Consider the following 18,953-nt stretch of genomic DNA (forward strand, 5'->3'; position numbering starts at 1 on the left):
AGCACGCATTCAGCATGGACGCAAAAAGACACTATTTATTGTGTGGGTTTAGCGTAAAAATGTGCGTGACCTCTAAGATCTGTTATTTCATCCATGCAGAATGCTTGCATAGGTATAATGAAAAACGCAGAATTTTTGAAACGTTTCAGCGAGGTTTTGCTGAAACCACCCTGAGCGAGTCAGCAAATTATTTCTCATAAAAGCTGAAACGATTCAAGTTCAGCAAGAGAGGAGCATTATGTTTCAGTTGTCACAGCACGACATTCATTTAGGTGCTTCCGCCGGTAGCAAAGAGGAGGCTATCCGTCAGGTAGCCGCCGCACTGACCGAAGCGGGTTGCGTGAGCGAAGGTTATGTCGAGGGGATGCTTCAGCGCGAACAGCAGACCTCGACCTATCTCGGTAGCGGTATCGCCATTCCGCATGGCACCACCGATACACGTGATCTGGTAAAGAAAACCGGTGTTCAGGTGTTCCAGTTCCCGCAGGGGATCGCGTGGGGGGAAGACCAGACCGCCTATGTGGTACTGGGCATCGCTGCGCGTTCTGACGAACACTTGGCGCTGTTGCGTCAACTGACCCATGTACTGAGCGATGATCGTGTGGCGGCCCGTCTGGCCAGCACCACGTCGGCGGACGAATTGCGCGGGTTGCTGATGGGCGAACAACTGGCGGGCGCGTTCCGCTTTGATACTTCGCTGATTAACCTGAATGTGGCGACCGACAACCTGATGACGCTGCAGGCGCTGAACGCCGGCCGTTTACAGCAGATTGGCGCGGTGGATGCCGGTTTTGTCAGCCACGTAGTCGCTAATAAACCGACTTATCTGGGGCAGGGCATTTGGCTGAGCGATAGCCTGAACGGCAATCTGGCGAGTGCGCTGGCGGTAAGCCGCCCGGCCGAGCCGTTCGTGGCGGATGGCGAAAACGTGGCGTTGTTGCTGACCGTTTCGGCGGCTGATGAGCAGGTGTTCGCGTCGCTCGATTATCTCAGCAAGTTATTGATCGCCGGCAAAGCCGACAGTTTGCTGTCTGCTGATGAAGCGACGCTGCTGGCATTGCTGACCAGCGAAGAAGAGGAAGAAGAAAGCGACGCGCTGGCGGCGGAATTTACTGTCCGTAACGAGCACGGTCTGCATGCCCGCCCCGGCGCGATGCTGGTTAACGTCATCAAACAGTTCTCCAGCGAAATCACCGTGACGAACCTTGACGGCACCGGCAAACCGGCCAACGGCCGCAGCCTGATGAAGGTGGTGGCGCTGGGCGTCAAGAGCGGTCATCGCCTGCGCTTTACTGCTAAAGGCAGCGATGCTGAAGCGGCGCTGAAGGCCATCGGCGAAGCCATTCAGTCCGGTCTTGGGGAGGGTGCGGTATGAGCAGGCGCGTTGCCACCATTACCCTAAATCCCGCCTATGATTTAGTAGGGTACTGCCCGGAAATCGAACGTGGCGAAGTTAATCTGGTGCAGACTTCCGGTCTGCATGCGGCAGGTAAAGGCATCAACGTGGCCAAGGTGCTGAAAGACCTTGGGATTGATGTCACTGTGGGCGGTTTCCTGGGAAAAGACAATCAGGACGGCTTTCAGCAGTTGTTCAGCGAGTTGGGCATTGCCAACCGTTTCCAGGTGGTGTCGGGGCGTACTCGCATTAATGTCAAACTCACCGAGCAGAATGGTGAGGTGACCGACCTGAATTTCTCCGGTTTTGAAGTGACCCAGCAGGACTGGCAGCGTTTCGTTAATGATTCGCTGAGCTGGCTGGGGCAGTTTGACATGGTCGCCGTGAGCGGCAGCCTGCCGAGCGGCGTCGACCCGGATGCGTTTACCGACTGGATGTCGCGTCTGCGCAGCCAGTGTCCGTGCATTATTTTCGACAGCAGCCGTGAAGCGCTGGTAGCGGGACTGAAAGCTTCGCCGTGGTTGGTGAAACCCAATCGCCGCGAGCTGGAAATCTGGGCCGGGCGTAAGTTGCCCACGCTGGCGGATGTGGTGGACGCAGCGCATGCGCTGCGTGAACAGGGTATTGCTCATGTCGTGATTTCGCTGGGAGCGGAAGGCGCGCTGTGGGTCAATGCGTCCGGAGCCTGGCGGGCGTTGCCGCCGGCCTGTGAAGTGATCAGTACGGTAGGTGCGGGTGACTCCATGGTGGGGGGATTGATTTATGGCTTATTAATGCGTGAGTCCAGTGAACACACGTTGCGCCTGGCCACTGCGGTGGCAGCGCTGGCCGTCAGCCAGAGCAACGTAGGCATTAGTGATCGTCCGCAACTGGCCGCGATGATGGCGCGCGTCGATCTGAAACCCTTTAACTGACAGCAGGAGATAAACAATGAAAACGCTGCTGATACTTGATAAATCACTGGGACTGGCGAAAAGCCGTCTGGTGAAGAATTTGCTTGGTGCTGCTGCCGCTAACGCAGGACTTACCCTCACCGAGCAGCTTGCCGATGCGGAGCTGGCCATTGTGCTGGGTGCTCCCGTACAGGCAGACAGCGGTCTGAATGGCAAGAAAGTGTTTGCCGGTGATGTAGAACTGGCGTTGAGTCAGCCGGCTCAGTTCCTGGAAAAAGCGAAGGCGGAAGCGCAGCCGTATCAGGCACCGGTCGCTACCGCTGCCGCGGCGGCGCCAACTGCGGCCAAACGTATTGTGGCGGTCACTGCCTGCCCGACAGGGGTAGCGCATACCTTCATGGCGGCCGAAGCCATTGAAAGTGAAGCAAAAAAACGTGGCTGGTGGGTGAAAGTTGAAACCCGCGGTTCCGTCGGCGCCGGTAACCCGATCAGCCCGGAAGAAGTGGAACAGGCGGATTTGGTGATCGTGGCGGCGGATATCGAAGTCGACCTCAGCAAATTCGCCGGCAAAAAAATGTATCGCACGTCCACCGGTCTGGCGCTGAAAAAGACGGCGCAGGAGTTTGACAAAGCGTTGTCTGAAGCCGTGGTGTTCCAGCCATCCGCCCAGAGCGGTGCGGCGGCCGGCGGCGAAACCGCCCAAAAAGGCGGCGCGGGCCCATATCGCCATCTGCTGACCGGTGTGTCGTACATGTTGCCGATGGTGGTGGCCGGCGGTCTGTGTATCGCCCTGTCATTCGTGTTCGGGATTACTGCATTCAAGGAAGAGGGGACGCTGGCGGCGGCGCTGATGAAGATCGGCGGCGGTTCCGCGTTTGCGCTGATGGTGCCGATATTGGCCGGTTATATCGCGTTCTCTATTGCCGACCGTCCTGGTCTGACGCCGGGTCTGGTGGGCGGTATGCTGGCCGTCAGCACCGGCGCCGGTTTCCTTGGCGGTATCATCGCCGGGTTCCTGGCGGGTTATCTGGCGCGCGCCATCAGTAACCATGTGACGCTGCCGCAGAGCATGTCGGCGCTGAAACCGATCCTGATTATTCCGCTATTCGCTACGCTGATTACCGGTCTCATCATGATTTATGTCGTCGGTACGCCGGTTGCGAAAATTCTGACCGGTCTGACCGGCTGGCTGCAGTCCATGGGTACGGCCAATGCGGTGATTCTGGGCGCTATTCTGGGTGGCATGATGTGTACCGATATGGGTGGCCCGGTGAACAAAGTGGCCTATGTGTTCGGTACTACGCTGTTGAGTAGTCAGGTGTATGCACCGATGGCCGCCGTGATGGCTGCCGGTATGGTGCCGCCGCTGGCGATGGGTCTGGCGACCTTCATCGCGGCGAAGAAATTCACCGCCAGCGAGCGGGAAGGCGGCAAGGCTGCGGTGGTACTGGGACTGTGCTTTATCTCCGAAGGGGCCATTCCTTACGCTGCCCGTGACCCGATGCGGGTGTTGCCGAGCTGTATTCTGGGCGGGGCGTTGACCGGCGCTATCTCCATGGCGGTTGGCGCGAAGCTGATGGCGCCGCACGGCGGTCTGTTTGTGCTGCTGATTCCAGGGGCAATTACGCCGGTGCTGGGTTACCTGTTCTCCATCATTGCCGGTACGGTAGTGGCTGGCGTGCTGTACGCGGTGCTGAAACGTCCGGAAGAGCAACTGGCTAAAGCCTGATGTGATGATTCCGTGGTGGAAACGCCGGTCCTGCGACCGGCGTTTTTTTATGTTTTTCCCGCGATGTCGGCAAATAGCGGTATGATTTTTCTTTGCTGACGCCGATGGAAAGGCGCAGAGTGTGTTCGGGCTCAGTTGCCCGGTGATTGCTGCGACTTCAGCCAGGTGATTTCCTGTGGCCAGATATCCGGATTGATGGTTTCCAGAATCAGTGGAATGCCGTCGAAGCGCGGGTCGCGCATAATATAACTGAATACGGTTTTACCGATGTTGCCTTCCCCCAGGCTGTGGTGACGGTCAACCCGGCTGTTAAACGCGCTTTTCGCATCATTCAGGTGCATACCGCGCAAATAACGGAAGCCGACGATACGTTCCAGCTCGGCAAAGGTGTGTTCGCAGTCGGCGTCGGTGCGCAGGTCATAGCCGCCGGCAAAGGCGTGACAAGTATCGATGCAGACGCCGACCCGGCTTTTGTCTTCCACCTGACTGATGATTTCCGCCAGATGTTCAAACCGGAACCCCAGATTGCTGCCCTGACCGGCGGTGTTCTCGATCACCGCCGTGACACCGTTGGTAGCCTCGAGCGCCAGGTTGATAGACCGGGCGATGCGGCTCAGGCAGGTATTTTCGTCGATCTGACGCAGGTGACTGCCGGGATGGAAATTCAGCAACGTCAGCCCCAGTTGTTGGCAACGCATCATTTCGTCGATAAACGCCGTTTGGGATTTCTGTAAGGCGTCGTCATCCGGATGACCCAAATTGATCAGATAACTGTCGTGCGGCAGTATCTGCGCCGGGGTGAAACGATACTGTTCACAGGCTGCCTGGAAACGATCAATGACATCTGCCGTTAACGGCGGGGCCTGCCACTGGCGTTGATTTTTAGTAAACAGCGCAAACGCGGTGGCGCCGATGTCATGGGCGCGGCTCACCGCCTGATCCACGCCGCCTGAGGCGCTGACGTGGGCTCCGACATATTTCATGTTTTTCTCCTTTTCATGCCCGCGCATTATGACATTACCCGCTTAGCTGGCTGTAGCCATGTTTCACCCATGTTGTTTTGTTCAGGCGAAGAGATGCTGTACCCCCAGATTAATGGCCGCACCACCCACCACTAACCAGATAAACAGGACGGCCGCCAACAGCAATGGCTTGAGCCCGGCCTGACGTAGTGTGCTCAGGCGCGTCGCCATCCCCAGGGCCACCATCGCCATCGTCAGCAGCGCGTTATCCAGTTGCGTTATCACGGTAACCCAATTTCCCGGCAACCCGTTCAGGGAGTTGACGCCGCACATCAGCACAAAACCCAGCGCGAACCACGGATACCCGGCCGTAGTTGAGGTTGCCGCCGTTGAATGGGCAGGCTGACGCGGTTTCAGCCACATCCCCAACAGAAACAGGAACGGCGCCAGCATCATAACGCGCAGCATTTTACCGATGACCGCCGCGTTTTCGGTTTCCGGGCTAATAGCATGGCCGGCGGCGACCACTTGCGCCACTTCATGCACCGTTGAGCCGAGATAGAGTCCGAAAGTCTGCGGGGTAAATAACCAGCCGCTATACTGGATAACATGCTGGTACAGCCACGGGTAAAAAAACATCGCGGTAGTGCCGAACAGCACCACGGTCGATACCGCCACGGCCACCTTGTCGGCGGTGCTTTTCAGTACCGGTGCGGTAGCCAGCACGGCGGCGGCGCCGCAAATGCTGCTGCCTGCACCGATCAGTAAAGCGGTGTGCTGATCCAGCCGAAACCAGCGCCGCCCCAGCCAATAAGCGAGCAGCAGGGTAGAGGTGAGGGTCATCAGGTCGATCACCAGCCCGGCGACACCGACGGCGGCCAGTTGCTGAAAGTTGAGTTTGAAACCGTACAGGATGATGCCCCAGCGCAACAGATGATGCCGCGACCATTGAACCCCGGCGTCGCACCAGGGTTGCAGACGAGTGTAAGCCGTATTGCCTAACACCATGCCAACCAGTATCGCCAGCGTTAGGGAACCCAGCCCTAATCCGGCAATCGCCGGCAGGCTGGATAACCATAATACGCCACGGGTCAGCAGGCCGGTCAGGATGATGCCGGCCAGCAGGTGGCCCGCGGCGGATAAAGGGGAAAGACGTTGTACCCTGGAAGAAAATGAAAACATAGCCATACCCGCTCTGAATGGTGAGGTTGAGGGCACAGCCTATGATCAGCGCGCTTAAAATAGAAATTGATTATATATTTATAACCTATAGATATTTACGATAAGAGCCCCTATGCACATTACGTTACGTCAACTGGAAGTGTTTACCGAAGTCCTGAAAAGCGGCTCAACGACGCAGGCATCGGTGGTGTTGTCGCTGTCGCAGTCCGCCGTCAGCGCCGCCTTGGCCGATCTTGAAAGCCAACTGGGAGTCCAGCTGTTTGACCGAGTGGGTAAACGGTTGGTGGTCAATGAGCACGGGCGCCTGTTGTACCCCAAGGCGCTGGCGTTACTGGAACAGTCGGCGGAGATTGAGCAACTGTTTCGGCGCGATAACGGCGCACTGCGCATTTATGCCAGCAGCACCATCGGTAATTATCTGATGCCGGCGATGATTGCCCGCTATCGTCAGGATTTTCCTGCCATTCCGTTGGAACTGTATGTCGGCAATACTCTGGATGTGGTGAATGCCGTGTCTGAGTTTCGGGTTGATCTGGGCTTGATCGAGGGGCCTTGCCATCATCCCGACTTGATTACCCAGCCCTGGCGGGAAGATGAATTAGTGGTGTTTTGCGCACCGGGCAACCCGCTGATTAATAGTGATTTTACGTTACAGACGCTGGCCGATGCGCCCTGGATTCTGCGTGAACACGGTTCCGGGACGCGTGAAGTGTTGGACCATCTGCTGCTGACTCGTTTGCCGCATTTTCGGCTGGTGATGGAACTGGGCAACTCGGAGGCGATTAAACACGCGGTGCGGCATGGTATCGGTATCAGTTGCTTATCGCGCCATGTGGTTGCCGAGCAACTCGCGACCGGAATGCTGGTGGAGTTACCGGTTCCCTTGCCGCGCCTGAGCCGCTCGTTATATCTGGTGCATCACCGTCAGAAGCACTTATCCGGCGTACTGCAATGCTTTCTGGAATATTGCCGTGGGGATGACTCAATTTAAACAAATCGGCAACGCAAATGTAACGAGCAGTGCTTCCTTTCAGAGGGATTTCTTATGATGCCGGGTGAGTTATGAAGGTCTCTTATAATCCGCGCTGTGCGCTATTCAGCAGATAGCGGATTGCCTACAATCCGCCCTCAAATTTTCAAGGGCATGGATAGTAATGGCTCAACATAATACTCACCTCGCAGAACAGCGAGGAACCACGCTACGGCGTGAGCTGAAAGCGCGGCATTTGACGATGATCGCCATTGGCGGTTCGATCGGCACCGGGTTGTTTGTCGCCTCCGGGGCGACGGTGTCGCAGGCTGGGCCTGGCGGCGCGCTGTTGTCGTATGCGTTGATCGGCCTGATGGTCTATTTCCTGATGACCAGTCTCGGCGAACTGGCGGCATTTATGCCGGTATCCGGTTCGTTCTCCACTTATGGGGCGCGTTACGTGGAAGAAGGGTTCGGCTTCGCGCTGGGCTGGAACTACTGGTACAACTGGGCGGTGACCATCGCGGTCGACCTGGTGGCGGCGCAACTGGTGATGGGGTACTGGTTTCCATCAGTCCCCGGCTGGGTATGGAGCGCGCTGTTCCTGTCGCTGATGTTTTTGCTGAACTACATTTCCGTGAAAGGATTTGGCGAAGCGGAATACTGGTTCTCGCTGATTAAAGTCACCACCGTTATTCTGTTTATTGCGGTCGGCGTGCTGATGATTATCGGCATTCTGCGCGGCGGCGAGCACGCCGGCTGGCATAACTGGCAGATTGGCGATGCACCGTTTGTCGGCGGTTTTTCCGCCATGATCGGCGTGGCGATGATTGTGGGTTTCTCGTTCCAGGGCACGGAATTGATTGGCGTAGCGGCCGGAGAATCAAAAGATCCGCAGACCACTATCCCGCGCGCGGTTCGTCAGGTGTTCTGGCGCATTCTGCTGTTCTATATTTTCGCCATTCTGATTATCAGCCTGCTGGTCCCTTACACCGACCCGAACCTACTGCGCAATGATGTGAAAGACATTGGCGTCAGCCCGTTCACGCTGGTGTTTGAAAATGCCGGTCTGTTGTCGGCGGCGGCGGTGATGAATGCGGTCATCCTGACGGCGGTGCTGTCGGCGGGCAATTCCGGTATGTACGCGTCCACCCGCATGTTGTTTACGCTGGCGCAGGAAGGTAAGGCACCGGCCTGTTTCGGCAAACTGTCTAACGGCGGAGTACCGCGCAACGCGTTGTATGCCACTACGGTGGTGGCGGGCTTGTGTTTCCTGTCGTCGATGTTCGGCAACCAGACGGTATACCTGTGGCTGCTGAATACCTCCGGCATGACCGGGTTTATCGCCTGGCTGGGGATCGCCATCAGTCACTACCGTTTTCGCCGTGGTTACGTCATGCAGGGGCGTGACCTGAACGCGCTGCCGTACCGTTCCGGGTTCTTCCCGCTGGGGCCGATTTTTGCTTTTATCCTCTGCCTGATCATTACGCTGGGGCAGAACTATCAGGCGTTTCTGGCGGATAAGATTGACTGGTATGCCGTGACGGCGACTTACATCGGCATTCCGCTGTTTTTGGTTATCTGGTTCAGTTACCGTCTGGTGAAAGGTTCACGGATGGTGAAATACGGCGAGATGACCTTCCCGGAACATCAGTAACTGTTCCGTCAATAAAAAAGCCAGTCGGGTTACCGGCTGGCTTTTTTTTATGCGAGAAAGAAGCGGTTTAAATGCGTGAGTGCTGCACCAGCCGCACATTGCGGTAGACGCTGAGCAGCACGGCGACCAACGCCATCAGCACCAGCGGCGCGCCGACATAACCGATTTTGTCCATTCCCAGATGCAGGCTCACCTGGCTGCCCAGCAGTGCGCCGCCGCCGATACCGAGATTGAACAACCCGGAGAAAATCGACATGGCGACATCGCTGGCATCCGGCGCCAGCGCCAGCACTTTGGCCTGCATCGCCAGCCCTATCGCCATCATCGCCAGTCCCCACACCAGGCACAATAATGTCAGGCCGAACGGATAACCGGACAACGGCATCAGCAGCGTCAGGCAACTGAGCAACAGCAGCATGGCGATAAACAGAAATGCGAGAGGAAAACGTTCGCTGTAGCGGCTGTAAAGCATACTGCCGACAATCCCGGCGCAGCCGAACAGCAACAGAATCAGGGTGGTGAAGTTTTCCGGCAACCGGGCCACCGTCTGGATGAACGGCTCAATGTAACTGTAAGCGGTGAAGTGCGCGGTCACCACGGCCACAGTCAGCAGATAAACGCCGACCAGCGCCGGGCGGCGGAACAACGTCGGTACGCTGGACAGTGAACCGGAATGCTCGCTTGGCAGGCGCGGCAGCAGGCGCGCCAGCAGGATCATGGCAACGGTAGCGCCGACGGCGATGGTCAGAAACGTAATGCGCCAGCCAAGGTACTGACCGATAACCCGTCCCAACGGCAGCCCCAGTACCATCGCCAGCGACGACCCGGTGGCGATCAACCCCAATGCCTGCGCGCGTTTGCCGGGAGGCGCCATGCGAATCGCCAGCGAGGCGGTAATCGACCAGAATACCGAGTGCGCCAGCGCGACCCCGGCGCGGGAAATGACCAGCACGGTAAAGTTCCAGGCGACGGCAGACAGCATATGGCTGATGATAAACAGACTAAACAGGCCAATCAGCAATTTGCGGCGCTCAATGCCGCTGGTCAGCAACATACAGATCAGCGAAGCTGCCGCCACGATCCAGGCATAAATGGTAATCATCAAGCCGACATCTTCGGTTTTCATGGCAAAGGTGTTGGCGATGTCGCTCAGCAGTCCCACCGGAATAAATTCCGTGGTATTGAAAATAAACGCGGCGATAGCCAAGGTGACCACGCGCAGCCAGGCGGTGGCGCGCGGGGATGATGTGGTTGTCATAACAGGATCCTGAACGGGTGTGACGGGCATCCCATTGTAGTCAATCACGAGTCAAAATGCGATTACGATCACATTTCACTCCGGTACAGCTTTCGATGGTCGCCTGACATCCACGTCGAGAGTCGATGCAGTAAGAGCCTAAATCGGCCTCCAATGTTGCAATTTATTATTTGATAGAGTCGAGTATTATTCTTAAAATAAATTATTTTAATAAAAATTAATTTTAAGAATAATAGGGTGTGATGAATATTATCATTTTTCTGTATTTGTTTTTCATCAAATAAGCTACATAAAAAATAGTATTTGTTTATTTTCACTGTTGGTTGTTTGGGAGTGATGAGGATATTATTAACAGATGGAGTGGTTACAATGTCGTGACGTTTTTTTTACACTTTGAATTTCAATATTAATTGTGGTTATTTTTATTTTTCGCAGAAGATCATCTCTTCAAGATGGCGTTATTGTTATTTTGTTTATGGTTTTTTAGTGTTTGTATATGCGTAGCATAGAAAAATTAAATAGATATAACTAAACATGATCTTGATAATTATTTTTCAATGAAATGGTGAAGTATATAAAACTAAGTGAGTTTTTACGTGATCCGAATGAAGTTAATTTTTCATAATTATGAATGAAATTGTGGTTGCAAAATAAAAACAGGTATGAGAGCTTTGTCACAAGCTTCGATGAGGGAACAGAGAATGAGCGTATATATTAATGCGGTGGAAACCTATTTACCTGGTCCGATTATTAGTAATCAGGAGTTGGGTAATAAAATCGGATTTAAACCCGAGCTAATTAAAAAACTTTTTGGGAATACTGGTCGGCATTTTGCGGTGAATATGAATACCGGTAAACCTATCGCGTCGTCAGCAGAATTAATTACCATCTTAATCAAGAAACTTCTTTCCAGCGCCGGTATAAATAAAGAACGTATCGATTTTATTATCGTTGCGTCCGCCACACCGGATACACTTTTGCCAAGCAGTGTCAATCAGGCGTGCCATGCTATGGGGTTTCGGCAGATTGAAACCTACCAGATCGTTTCGGGATGTTCCGGCGCAGTACAGGCGCTCAAACTCGCTCGCGAGCTGGTGGCGACGCCGGACAATGGCCTGGACCACGGACTGGTCATCGGGGTTGAGACAGCCTATAAATTTCTGGATGTCTTCGATGAACATGCCGGGAAGAAAGAAACCAAGGAACTGGTTAATTATACGTTGTTTGGCGATGGCGTTGGTGGATGCCTGGTTTCTAATCAACCCGCCGTATCCAGTATTGAGATTGAACATATTTCTTTTAAATATCTGGGGGTTGACGAAGCGGTGGGCCAACTGGCCAACTGGCGTGGCTCCCGTAATGATATTGAATATGGCGCGTTGCTGAATGAAGAATATAAGTTGATTGAAAAACTGGTGCCGGTTATTACTCAGGATACGCTCAATGCATTAACGGATAAGTTGGGTGGGCGTCCGAACTGGCTTTTGCCGCCACAGCTATCCGGCTCGATGTTGGAGAAAATATTATCCGATATCGGTTATGCGGCAGATGAAACATTCAGTCTGGTGGATAAAATCGGTAATACCGCCAACGCCGCATTGTTTTTCCAAATAAAAGAATTTAGTGATATCTCTCTTGCCAATGAATGTGCCATCGGCATCTCGGTTGAGTCGTCGCGTTGGTTGGCAGGTGGTCTTATTCTAAGAAACAAGAAAGGCATGTTGTAATCTCCTATAAAAAGAACTTTTAATAAGTAGAGTTGCAGGACAAAACGTTGGCGTATTGAGTAACGCAATGCGTTGGCTCTTTAGGACAAGCGGTATTCCCGTTTTGTAACGCGGCAATTGCTCGAATCCCCAGTTGCTTACTCCGTTAAGTGGCTGGGTGATACCCGCGTAGCCGTCAGCCATGTGGAATGAAATCTACTGTAGCCGAAAGAGAAAAGGCCCGTAGGGGCATCGATAGACGGGCCTCAAGGCGATACGCCTGCAACCTGAAATCCGACAGGGATAAAGAGAATAAGGATATGTATGAAACAGGATAATGCATTAAGTCGGATCGCCGCGTCGAAAAAAATCGCGGCGGAAGGAAAGCGCAGCATCAATATCGCCACGTTTAGTAATTTCAATCATAAAGCATTGAATGACCTGATTACCTTTAACCTGAATGACCTGGGTTGTTATCCCTCCTTTTATGACGGTATTTACAGCGACTATTTTCCCCACGTTTTGGGTAATGCTAGCGACATTAAAGCGTTCGGGGCACAATTTCATTTCTATGTTCTGGATACCGCCTTTATCGAAAACGACATTGGTTCGCTGCTGCCAACGGATGATATCCGCGAAACTATCCAGGAGCACAAAAATCGGCTGGCGTATCTGCTGAATTTTTCTACCGCCGATTGCGATGCCCACGTGGTATTAAACACCATCCATATCGCTGAATCGCAGCTCAAACATGTTATCGCGCAGGATCAGCGGGTAGCGTTAAAGCAACTGATTGACGAATTTAATGCGAATCTTCTGGCGTTAGGGCAGACGGAAGATCGTGTGACGGTGGTCGACCTGCAGGAGAACGGCGGAATAGTGGAGGACCCTGCCACCCGCCGAACGGCACAACTGTTAGGGCTGGGCGTTGGCCTGGATGCGCTGGACGCCATTGCTCGCAGCGGTGCCGTTGCTATCCGGCAAGCGCTGGGGAAAACGCTGAAATGCGTGGTCAGTGATCTGGATAACACGCTATGGAAAGGCATTCTGGCGGACGATGGTGTCGACGGTATCCTGATGGCGGATAAACATATCGGTACGGGACACCTGCGCTATCAGGAGTACCTGCGCCATCTGTACGATCAGGGCATCATTCTGGCTATTTGTAGCAAAAATAACCTGGAGAATGTGGAGGAGGCGTTTAAACGCCGCGCTGATGAGATGCGTATTTCGTTGGATAAATTTTCCGTGGTTAGCGCCAATTGGCAGAGCAAAAGCGGCAACATCCTGAACATCGCCAACGAGTTGAATATCTCCCCGGAACACATGCTGTTTATCGACGATTCGGCGTTCGAGTGCGCGGAAGTCAAGACCCGTATCCCGGAAATCACCGTGCTGGATTTTTCCGGCGATGTGTCGGAGAACGTCGCCGCGCTGATTAACGCCGACTATTTCCTGCGTCCGACCATCAGTAGTGATGATCGCATGCGCAATCTGAGCTATGCACAGAATAAACGCCGCACGGAACTGCAAAAAGAGTTTACGGATGACCACGCCTTTCTGACCAGCCTGGGAATGACGCTGACCATTCTGCCGGTAGAGGAATCCACGTTGGATCGCGTATCACAACTGACGCTGCGCACTAACCAGTTCAACATGACGACGCAACGGATGACCGCGCAGGACGTGGCTGGTTATCTCTCGCGGGAAGGACACCTGGCGGTTACGTTGGCGTGCCGCGATCGCATCGGCGACTACGGCACTATTGGTGCGATATTTCTGCATTTTGATGGCGATGGCTGTCACATCGATAACTTCATCATGAGCTGCCGTATCTTCGGGCGACAGGTTGAGTTTGCAGCGATGCGCTGGTTATTCGATCTGTGTCAGACACGGGGTGTCGACCGGATTACCGCGGTGTTCGGCCCGACCGAAAAAAATGGCAAGTTCCAGCGTTTCTACCCGGATTGCGGGTTCACCGAAACCACAAGCAATGTGTTCACCGTTATCAACCCAGCGCCCGCGTTGTTGGCTGATAACAGCAATACCGTCACTGTCAAAGAAGGGAAATGACCATGAAACTGGACGATTTTATTGGCTTGATCAACACCAAAACCGGTATGGCGCTGGCGACCGAGCAGGCGCAGACGGATTTAACCGACCTGCCGGAGTGGGATTCGTTGACCTTCGTCTATCTGCTGATGGAAATCGAAAAACAGCAGAATATTAAGATCGATGTCGAGAAAGTATTGCAATGCACCACGTTGAATGACATTTACAAGGTTGTGAGCCATGAAATTACTGCAAGTGTCTAGGGAAAGACGCCAGACGCTCTCTTTTCTGGCGATATCCAGGGGCATTCCGGCTATTACCGTCATACGCGAGATTGATGTCTCGCGCATTGTGGCGAGTGGGCAGCAGCGCAGCATGACGGCGATTACCATCAAGGCGATCAGCGAGGCGCTGCGCCAGTTTCCGCAACTGAATGCGATGATCAAATTCGGCAGCGACAGCACGCTGATTTGCCCGGATAACATCAGTACCCGGGTAACGCTGGAAAAAGTGTTGAACGGCGTATCCGGGGTGTATTCACGGGTGATCAAAAATACGGATCGGCTGTCCGTTGCCGACATTGAGCGGGCGCTACAGCAGTTCAAGCAAGAGGACGCCGCCACCAGCGAGCATTACCGGAAAATTCGCCTTATTCAGCGTTTGCCACCGTTACTGGCCGGCCTGTTGCTGCGATTAGCGATGCTGTCGCCGAAACTACAGGCAGAGACCTGGGGTAGTTTCACCGTGACATCGCTGGGGAAAAACAGCCCCGATATCTGTATCCCCTTATCCGGTTCCACGTTCACGTTTACGCTGGGGTTAATTAACGAGAAGTGGTCGCGAAACGCGCATGAGCATGAAGAGGCAATGTTGCATGTGGCGAATCTGTCGATGATTTTCGACCACCGCGTGCTGGACGGTCGCCTGGCGTCAGAGTTTCTGGCGCAGATAAAAAGCAACATGGAAGATGTTGTACTGGAGCCATCATCATGATGCTTGATGAGCTCAAAAATTTTGTGCTGTTGCACAGCAATGTACTGAATGTCGCCGCGGAAACCCGTGCCATCCTGCCGGATATTCATCATTTGGGCGACGATCTGCCGCATAGCTGGAGCCAGATGTTTTATCGTCAGGCACAACACTATGAAAATCAAGGCGAACTACTCAAGGCGTGTTCGCTTTACAACCTGGCGCGCTTTCCCTATCCGGAAACGCCGCTCCAGCATGAGTGCAACCGGCATTGTCAGCGCTTGTTCCGCCGGCAGTATATCGAGAGCGGCACGGTGACACGGGTCAGTCTGTCGCAAGGGCGACAGGTGTGCTATGTCAGAAAAAAGAACACCGGCAGCGTCGTCATTATTAATGGCGGCATCATCTCGCTGAAAGAGCAGTGGGTACATTTGGTGGGGTTGTTCGAACGTTTCGACGTTACCGTGGTGTTGACGGAAATGCCGGGGGTGGGGGAAAACCAATTACCCTACAACGAACAGTCTTTCCGTATGTACAGCGATGTACTGGATTATCTCGCACAGGATCGCTCCGACATTCGTTGTCATATTTTCGGCCTAAGTTTCAGCGGGTTTATCGCCTATAAGAACAGCCTGACCGATAGCCGCATTGTGGGCATCACTATGGCGGGTACACCGCTTGATTCGTTGTATCACGATCGAGAGGTTTATCGTCGGCTACCTTACGTTACACGGTTGGTGATCGGCCATAACGTGGGGAAAACGCATCCGGAACTGGATAACGACGACAAGGTATTTGGTTACCTCAATGAAACGTTCGTGATGCATCAGGAGGATATCAACCATAGTGTCAGGTTGTATTACGTTCAGAGCCTGCGCGACGAAGTGATCCCTAACCTTGAAGCGGACACGATCCGCCGTTTGTCCCGGCAGAACCATATTTTGTCGCTGGACGACGTGCATGGATCGCCCGGATACGGCAAAACTGTGCGGGTGTATTTGCTATGGTCGTTACTGAATTCGCTGCGTTTGTCACGGGTTCTGCACGGCGTCGCCGGACTGGGGGTTCGTGTTCTGCGGTATCTGAAGCGATAAGTTGTGTTTCGCCATGATTTGGATACTGAAATTAGTGCGATTTTTCACCATCAATCAGCAAAGCATCATCAATCAGCAAAACATCATCAATCGGCAAAAAAGTGATTAAGGACAATCGCCTGATATTTGGCGTGATCTGCCATAACGCGGGCGTATCGTCCGAGGGGGGGCGTCGAAGGCGCATCTTGTGTATTAAGCGTTATGCCTGGCCGCATACAGCGTTTTAGTCTACAAACCGTCTGGCCTTTTGTCAGTTTGGGGCGCGAGTACCGGCCCCATTTTTTTATATGCCGAGCTATCTTGTTTGCCGACGTGAGGCGTGTTTCGACGTCGGCATCAGCGTTTCTGGAAGTAGGTCATCGCCAGCGCCAGCGCCAGCACCAGTCCTTTGATGATATCCATCGCGTAGTAGGGGACGGACAGCATCACCAGACCATTTTGTAATACACCGAGGATCACCGCGCCGACCAGCGTGCCCAGTGCATTGGGCTTGCCGGATCCCGCCAGCGAAAAACCGATATAAGCGGCGGCTACCGCATCCATCAGATAACCGCCGCCGGCGTTAACCTGCGAAGAACCGATGCGTGATGCCAGTAAGATACCGCCCAACGCCGCCAGCAACGAGGAGAGCAGATAGGCCAGCACCCGGTAACGCGCAGTACGGATCCCGGCCAGCCGCGCCGCTTCCGGATTGCCGCCAATGGCGTACATGCGTCGGCCGTGTTTGGTGAGCGACATATACAGCTGTACCAGCACCGTAACCACCAACATGATCACCACAATCACCGGCACCTGCCCAAGCGTCGCGAACACCTCGGGGATCACGCCTTCCGCCATATCGCCGCTCGGCAGCAGCATATTCTGGGTGATCGAACCGCCGTAACTGTAGGTCATGGCAACGCCTTGAATGACGAACAGGCTGGCCAACGTCGCCAACATGTCGGGAATACGCAACACTACGATCAAAAAGGCATTAAACAGCCCAACCAGCAGGCATAGCGTCAGCGTCAACATGATGGCGCCGGTCGTGCCGAAACCGTGCCAGACGAACAACGAAATCACCAGCGCGTTCGCCAGCGACGTGGTTGACCCGACCGACAGGTCGAATCCACCGACGGATAACGAAATGGAAACGGCTATCGCGATCACCGTCACGATGGCGATGGATCGCAGAATATTAATGATATTGTTCGGATCCAGAAAATTGTCCGACGCCAGCCCGAATAGCGCGATCAGGGCGACGACGGTAATCAGCATTCCCCACTTATAGAACAGGTCAAACAGGCGATGGCGCAAGGGAAGTGCTTCGTTGGGCGCACTGTTGGATGCAAGTGGCTGACTCACGCGGGAGTTCCTCCGGTTGAATAAAGTAATAACGTCTCTTCATCGGCGTCTGCGCCGTCCAGTTCGGCGACGATGCGGCCGTCCCACAGCACGCAGATGCGATCACACAGCCCGACCAGTTCGGAGAATTCGCCGGAAGCATAAATCACTCCCTTGCCTTGTCTCGCCAGTGAGTCGATCAACGTGAACAGATCCTGCTTGGCTTTGATATCCACGCCTTTGGTGGGCTCATCCAGAATCAATACCTGTACGTCGCTGCGTAACCATTTGCCGATCGCCACCTTTTGCTGATTACCGCCCGACAGGCGTCGCAACCGCTGTTGCGGCCCGCTGGTGCGGATGGTCAGCCGCTGGATCAGGTCGCGGGCCCAGGCCAGCGCCTGACCATGCCCGAAAATGCCATAGCGGGAAAAGCTGTCGCTGGCGCTGATGCTGAGATTCATGGTGATGGATTCATCAATAAAAATGCCTTCTTTACGTCGTTCCTCCGGCACCAACGCGATACCTTGCTGCACGGCGTCGGCGGGCGAGGTAGGGCGCCAGGCGCGCCCCTGATAACGCCCGGAGGCAACCCGACTGCGGGCGGCGCCGAACAACGCTTTACACAGTTCGGTTTTGCCCGCACCGGCAAGGCCGGCGATGCCGAGAATTTCGCCCTGACGTAACCGCAATGAGATATTGTGCAGCAGCGTGTCGTCATGCAGGCCGTCTACCTGCAACAGGATGTCGCCGTCATGGCGTGGGCGGCGGGGCGGGTAAATATCATCCAGTCGATGGCCCAGCATCCGTTCGACGATTTCACCGCCGCTGAGGCCCGCCATCGGACCGCTGCTGACGAACTGCCCGTCGCGCAGCACGGTTAACGTATCGCAAATGGCCTTCAGTTCGTGAATGCGGTGTGAAATAAAGACAATGCCGATCCCGTCTTGTTGCAGACGGCGCACGACCGCAAATAAGCGGGCGCTTTCTTCCTGGTCCAGCGGCGCGGTAGGCTCATCCAGAATCAGAAAGCGGCAACGATGGGATAAGGCGCGTGCCAGCAGGATTTGCTGTTTCTCCGCCAGCGTACACTGCTCCAGTCGCCGGCGAACGTTGATGCTGACTCCTAGCTGCGTTAGCAGCGCCTGCGCCTGCTGATAGAGCGCCGCCCAGTTGACCACATGGCCGCTTTCCGCCAACTGGTCCAGCATGATGTTTTCCGCTACCGACAGCGTGGGCACCAGCGCGGCATCCACTTCCTGCTGCACCAGATGAATACCATAACGTTTGGCGTCGCGGGGAGAATGAATCGAGACTTTTTCGCCATCCAGCAGAATATCTCCGCTGTAATGGTCATAAGAGCCGGAAAGAATCGCCATCAGCGTGGATTTTCCCGCGCCGTTGGCGCCGGTCAACGCGTGGATAGACCCGCCTTCCAGCGTGAAATTCACCTGTCTGAGGGCCGGAAATCCGGCAAAAGAGATGGAAATGTAGCGCATTTCCAGACGCGAGCGCGGGTTTATGGGCATAATTGACAACAACGGATTCTTAATGGCGATAATGACGAGGAGTCGACGTTGAAAAATATCATATTAACCGCAGAATGGAATGCCTGATTAGGGCTCCGGGCGTTGCGGGAAAGAAATGAAAAAGCATAACTTAAGCAAAAACGTTATTAACACCGGAATCCGTTATCGCTAAAGATGGTTTCCACCCGTTTTTTCCACGCCCGGCGGCAGGTTAACGCGTGCGTGTTATCGCC

15 protein-coding genes are annotated in these 18,953 nt (G+C 54.4%); 10 read left to right on the forward strand and 5 right to left on the reverse strand.

Annotated elements, in window-relative coordinates; all coding sequences use genetic code 11:
- The first annotated feature begins 238 nt into the window (after nucleotides 1-238).
- The 3 genes from fruB to fruA are packed head-to-tail and all read left to right on the forward strand — an operon-like array spanning nucleotide 239 to nucleotide 4,018.
- Nucleotides 239-1,375, forward strand: a complete 1,137-nt coding sequence (fruB, locus tag DCH402_RS08710) for a fused PTS fructose transporter subunit IIA/HPr protein (protein ID WP_040000736.1) — start codon at nucleotides 239-241, stop codon at nucleotides 1,373-1,375.
- Nucleotides 1,372-2,310, forward strand: coding sequence for a 1-phosphofructokinase (fruK, locus tag DCH402_RS08715; protein WP_040000737.1), 939 nt, complete (start codon nucleotides 1,372-1,374; stop codon nucleotides 2,308-2,310). The genes fruB and fruK overlap by 4 nt, the downstream gene beginning before the upstream one ends.
- A gap of 16 nt (nucleotides 2,311-2,326) precedes the next feature.
- Nucleotides 2,327-4,018 (forward strand): PTS fructose transporter subunit IIBC, encoded by a 1,692-nt coding sequence (fruA, locus tag DCH402_RS08720; protein ID WP_040000738.1) that lies wholly within the window; start codon nucleotides 2,327-2,329, stop codon nucleotides 4,016-4,018.
- 131 nt (nucleotides 4,019-4,149) lie between these two features.
- Here fruA and nfo read toward each other — a convergent pair whose 3' ends face one another.
- Nucleotides 4,150-5,001, reverse strand: coding sequence for a deoxyribonuclease IV (gene nfo, locus DCH402_RS08725; protein WP_040000739.1), 852 nt, complete (start codon nucleotides 4,999-5,001; stop codon nucleotides 4,150-4,152).
- 81 nt (nucleotides 5,002-5,082) lie between these two features.
- Nucleotides 5,083-6,168, reverse strand: coding sequence for a YeiH family protein (locus DCH402_RS08730; RefSeq protein ID WP_040000740.1), 1,086 nt, complete (start codon nucleotides 6,166-6,168; stop codon nucleotides 5,083-5,085).
- A 106-nt stretch (nucleotides 6,169-6,274) separates the two neighbouring features.
- Here DCH402_RS08730 and yieE point away from each other — a divergent pair, with 106 nt between their 5' ends.
- Together yieE and DCH402_RS08740 are read left to right on the forward strand one after the other, a co-directional pair.
- A complete protein-coding gene (yieE, locus tag DCH402_RS08735; RefSeq protein WP_040000741.1) occupies nucleotides 6,275-7,153 on the forward strand; it encodes a DNA-binding transcriptional regulator YeiE in 879 nt (292 codons plus the stop codon).
- Between the two features lie 163 nt (nucleotides 7,154-7,316).
- Nucleotides 7,317-8,789, forward strand: a complete 1,473-nt coding sequence (locus tag DCH402_RS08740; RefSeq protein ID WP_040000742.1) for an amino acid permease — start codon at nucleotides 7,317-7,319, stop codon at nucleotides 8,787-8,789.
- A gap of 67 nt (nucleotides 8,790-8,856) precedes the next feature.
- Here the strand turns inward: DCH402_RS08740 and DCH402_RS08745 are convergent, their stop codons facing one another.
- The gene (locus DCH402_RS08745; RefSeq protein WP_040000743.1) at nucleotides 8,857-10,047 is read right to left on the reverse strand and encodes a sugar transporter; all 1,191 of its coding nucleotides are present in this window, start codon (nucleotides 10,045-10,047) and stop codon (nucleotides 8,857-8,859) included.
- Between the two features lie 701 nt (nucleotides 10,048-10,748).
- On the opposite strand from DCH402_RS08745, the gene DCH402_RS08750 reads away from it, so the two are divergent.
- The 5 genes from DCH402_RS08750 (at nucleotide 10,749) to DCH402_RS08770 (ending at nucleotide 15,868) form a co-directional block, all read left to right on the forward strand.
- On the forward strand, nucleotides 10,749-11,774 hold the full coding sequence (locus DCH402_RS08750) for a beta-ketoacyl-[acyl-carrier-protein] synthase family protein (RefSeq protein ID WP_040000744.1): 1,026 nt from the start codon (nucleotides 10,749-10,751) through the stop codon (nucleotides 11,772-11,774).
- Between the two features lie 303 nt (nucleotides 11,775-12,077).
- Nucleotides 12,078-13,826, forward strand: a complete 1,749-nt coding sequence (locus DCH402_RS08755) for an HAD-IIIC family phosphatase (protein ID WP_040000745.1) — start codon at nucleotides 12,078-12,080, stop codon at nucleotides 13,824-13,826.
- A 2-nt stretch (nucleotides 13,827-13,828) separates the two neighbouring features.
- On the forward strand, nucleotides 13,829-14,068 hold the full coding sequence (locus DCH402_RS08760) for an acyl carrier protein (protein WP_040000746.1): 240 nt from the start codon (nucleotides 13,829-13,831) through the stop codon (nucleotides 14,066-14,068).
- On the forward strand, nucleotides 14,046-14,798 hold the full coding sequence (locus DCH402_RS08765) for a 2-oxo acid dehydrogenase subunit E2 (protein ID WP_040000747.1): 753 nt from the start codon (nucleotides 14,046-14,048) through the stop codon (nucleotides 14,796-14,798). The genes DCH402_RS08760 and DCH402_RS08765 overlap by 23 nt, the downstream gene beginning before the upstream one ends.
- Nucleotides 14,795-15,868 (forward strand): alpha/beta hydrolase, encoded by a 1,074-nt coding sequence (locus DCH402_RS08770; protein ID WP_040000748.1) that lies wholly within the window; start codon nucleotides 14,795-14,797, stop codon nucleotides 15,866-15,868. Before DCH402_RS08765 ends, DCH402_RS08770 begins: the two co-directional genes overlap by 4 nt.
- A gap of 336 nt (nucleotides 15,869-16,204) precedes the next feature.
- On the opposite strand, the gene DCH402_RS08775 is transcribed toward DCH402_RS08770, so the two are convergent.
- The gene (locus tag DCH402_RS08775) at nucleotides 16,205-17,125 is read right to left on the reverse strand and encodes an ABC transporter permease (RefSeq protein ID WP_233276358.1); all 921 of its coding nucleotides are present in this window, start codon (nucleotides 17,123-17,125) and stop codon (nucleotides 16,205-16,207) included.
- Between the two features lie 83 nt (nucleotides 17,126-17,208).
- Nucleotides 17,209-18,720 carry a sugar ABC transporter ATP-binding protein gene (locus tag DCH402_RS08780; protein ID WP_040000750.1) on the reverse strand — a complete coding sequence of 504 codons (1,512 nt, stop codon included), beginning with the start codon at nucleotides 18,718-18,720 and terminating at the stop codon, nucleotides 17,209-17,211.
- Nucleotides 18,721-18,953: the final 233 nt, after the last annotated feature.

The sequence above is a fragment of the Dickeya chrysanthemi NCPPB 402 genome (assembly GCF_000406105.1).
GTDB lineage: Bacteria > Pseudomonadota > Gammaproteobacteria > Enterobacterales > Enterobacteriaceae > Dickeya > Dickeya chrysanthemi.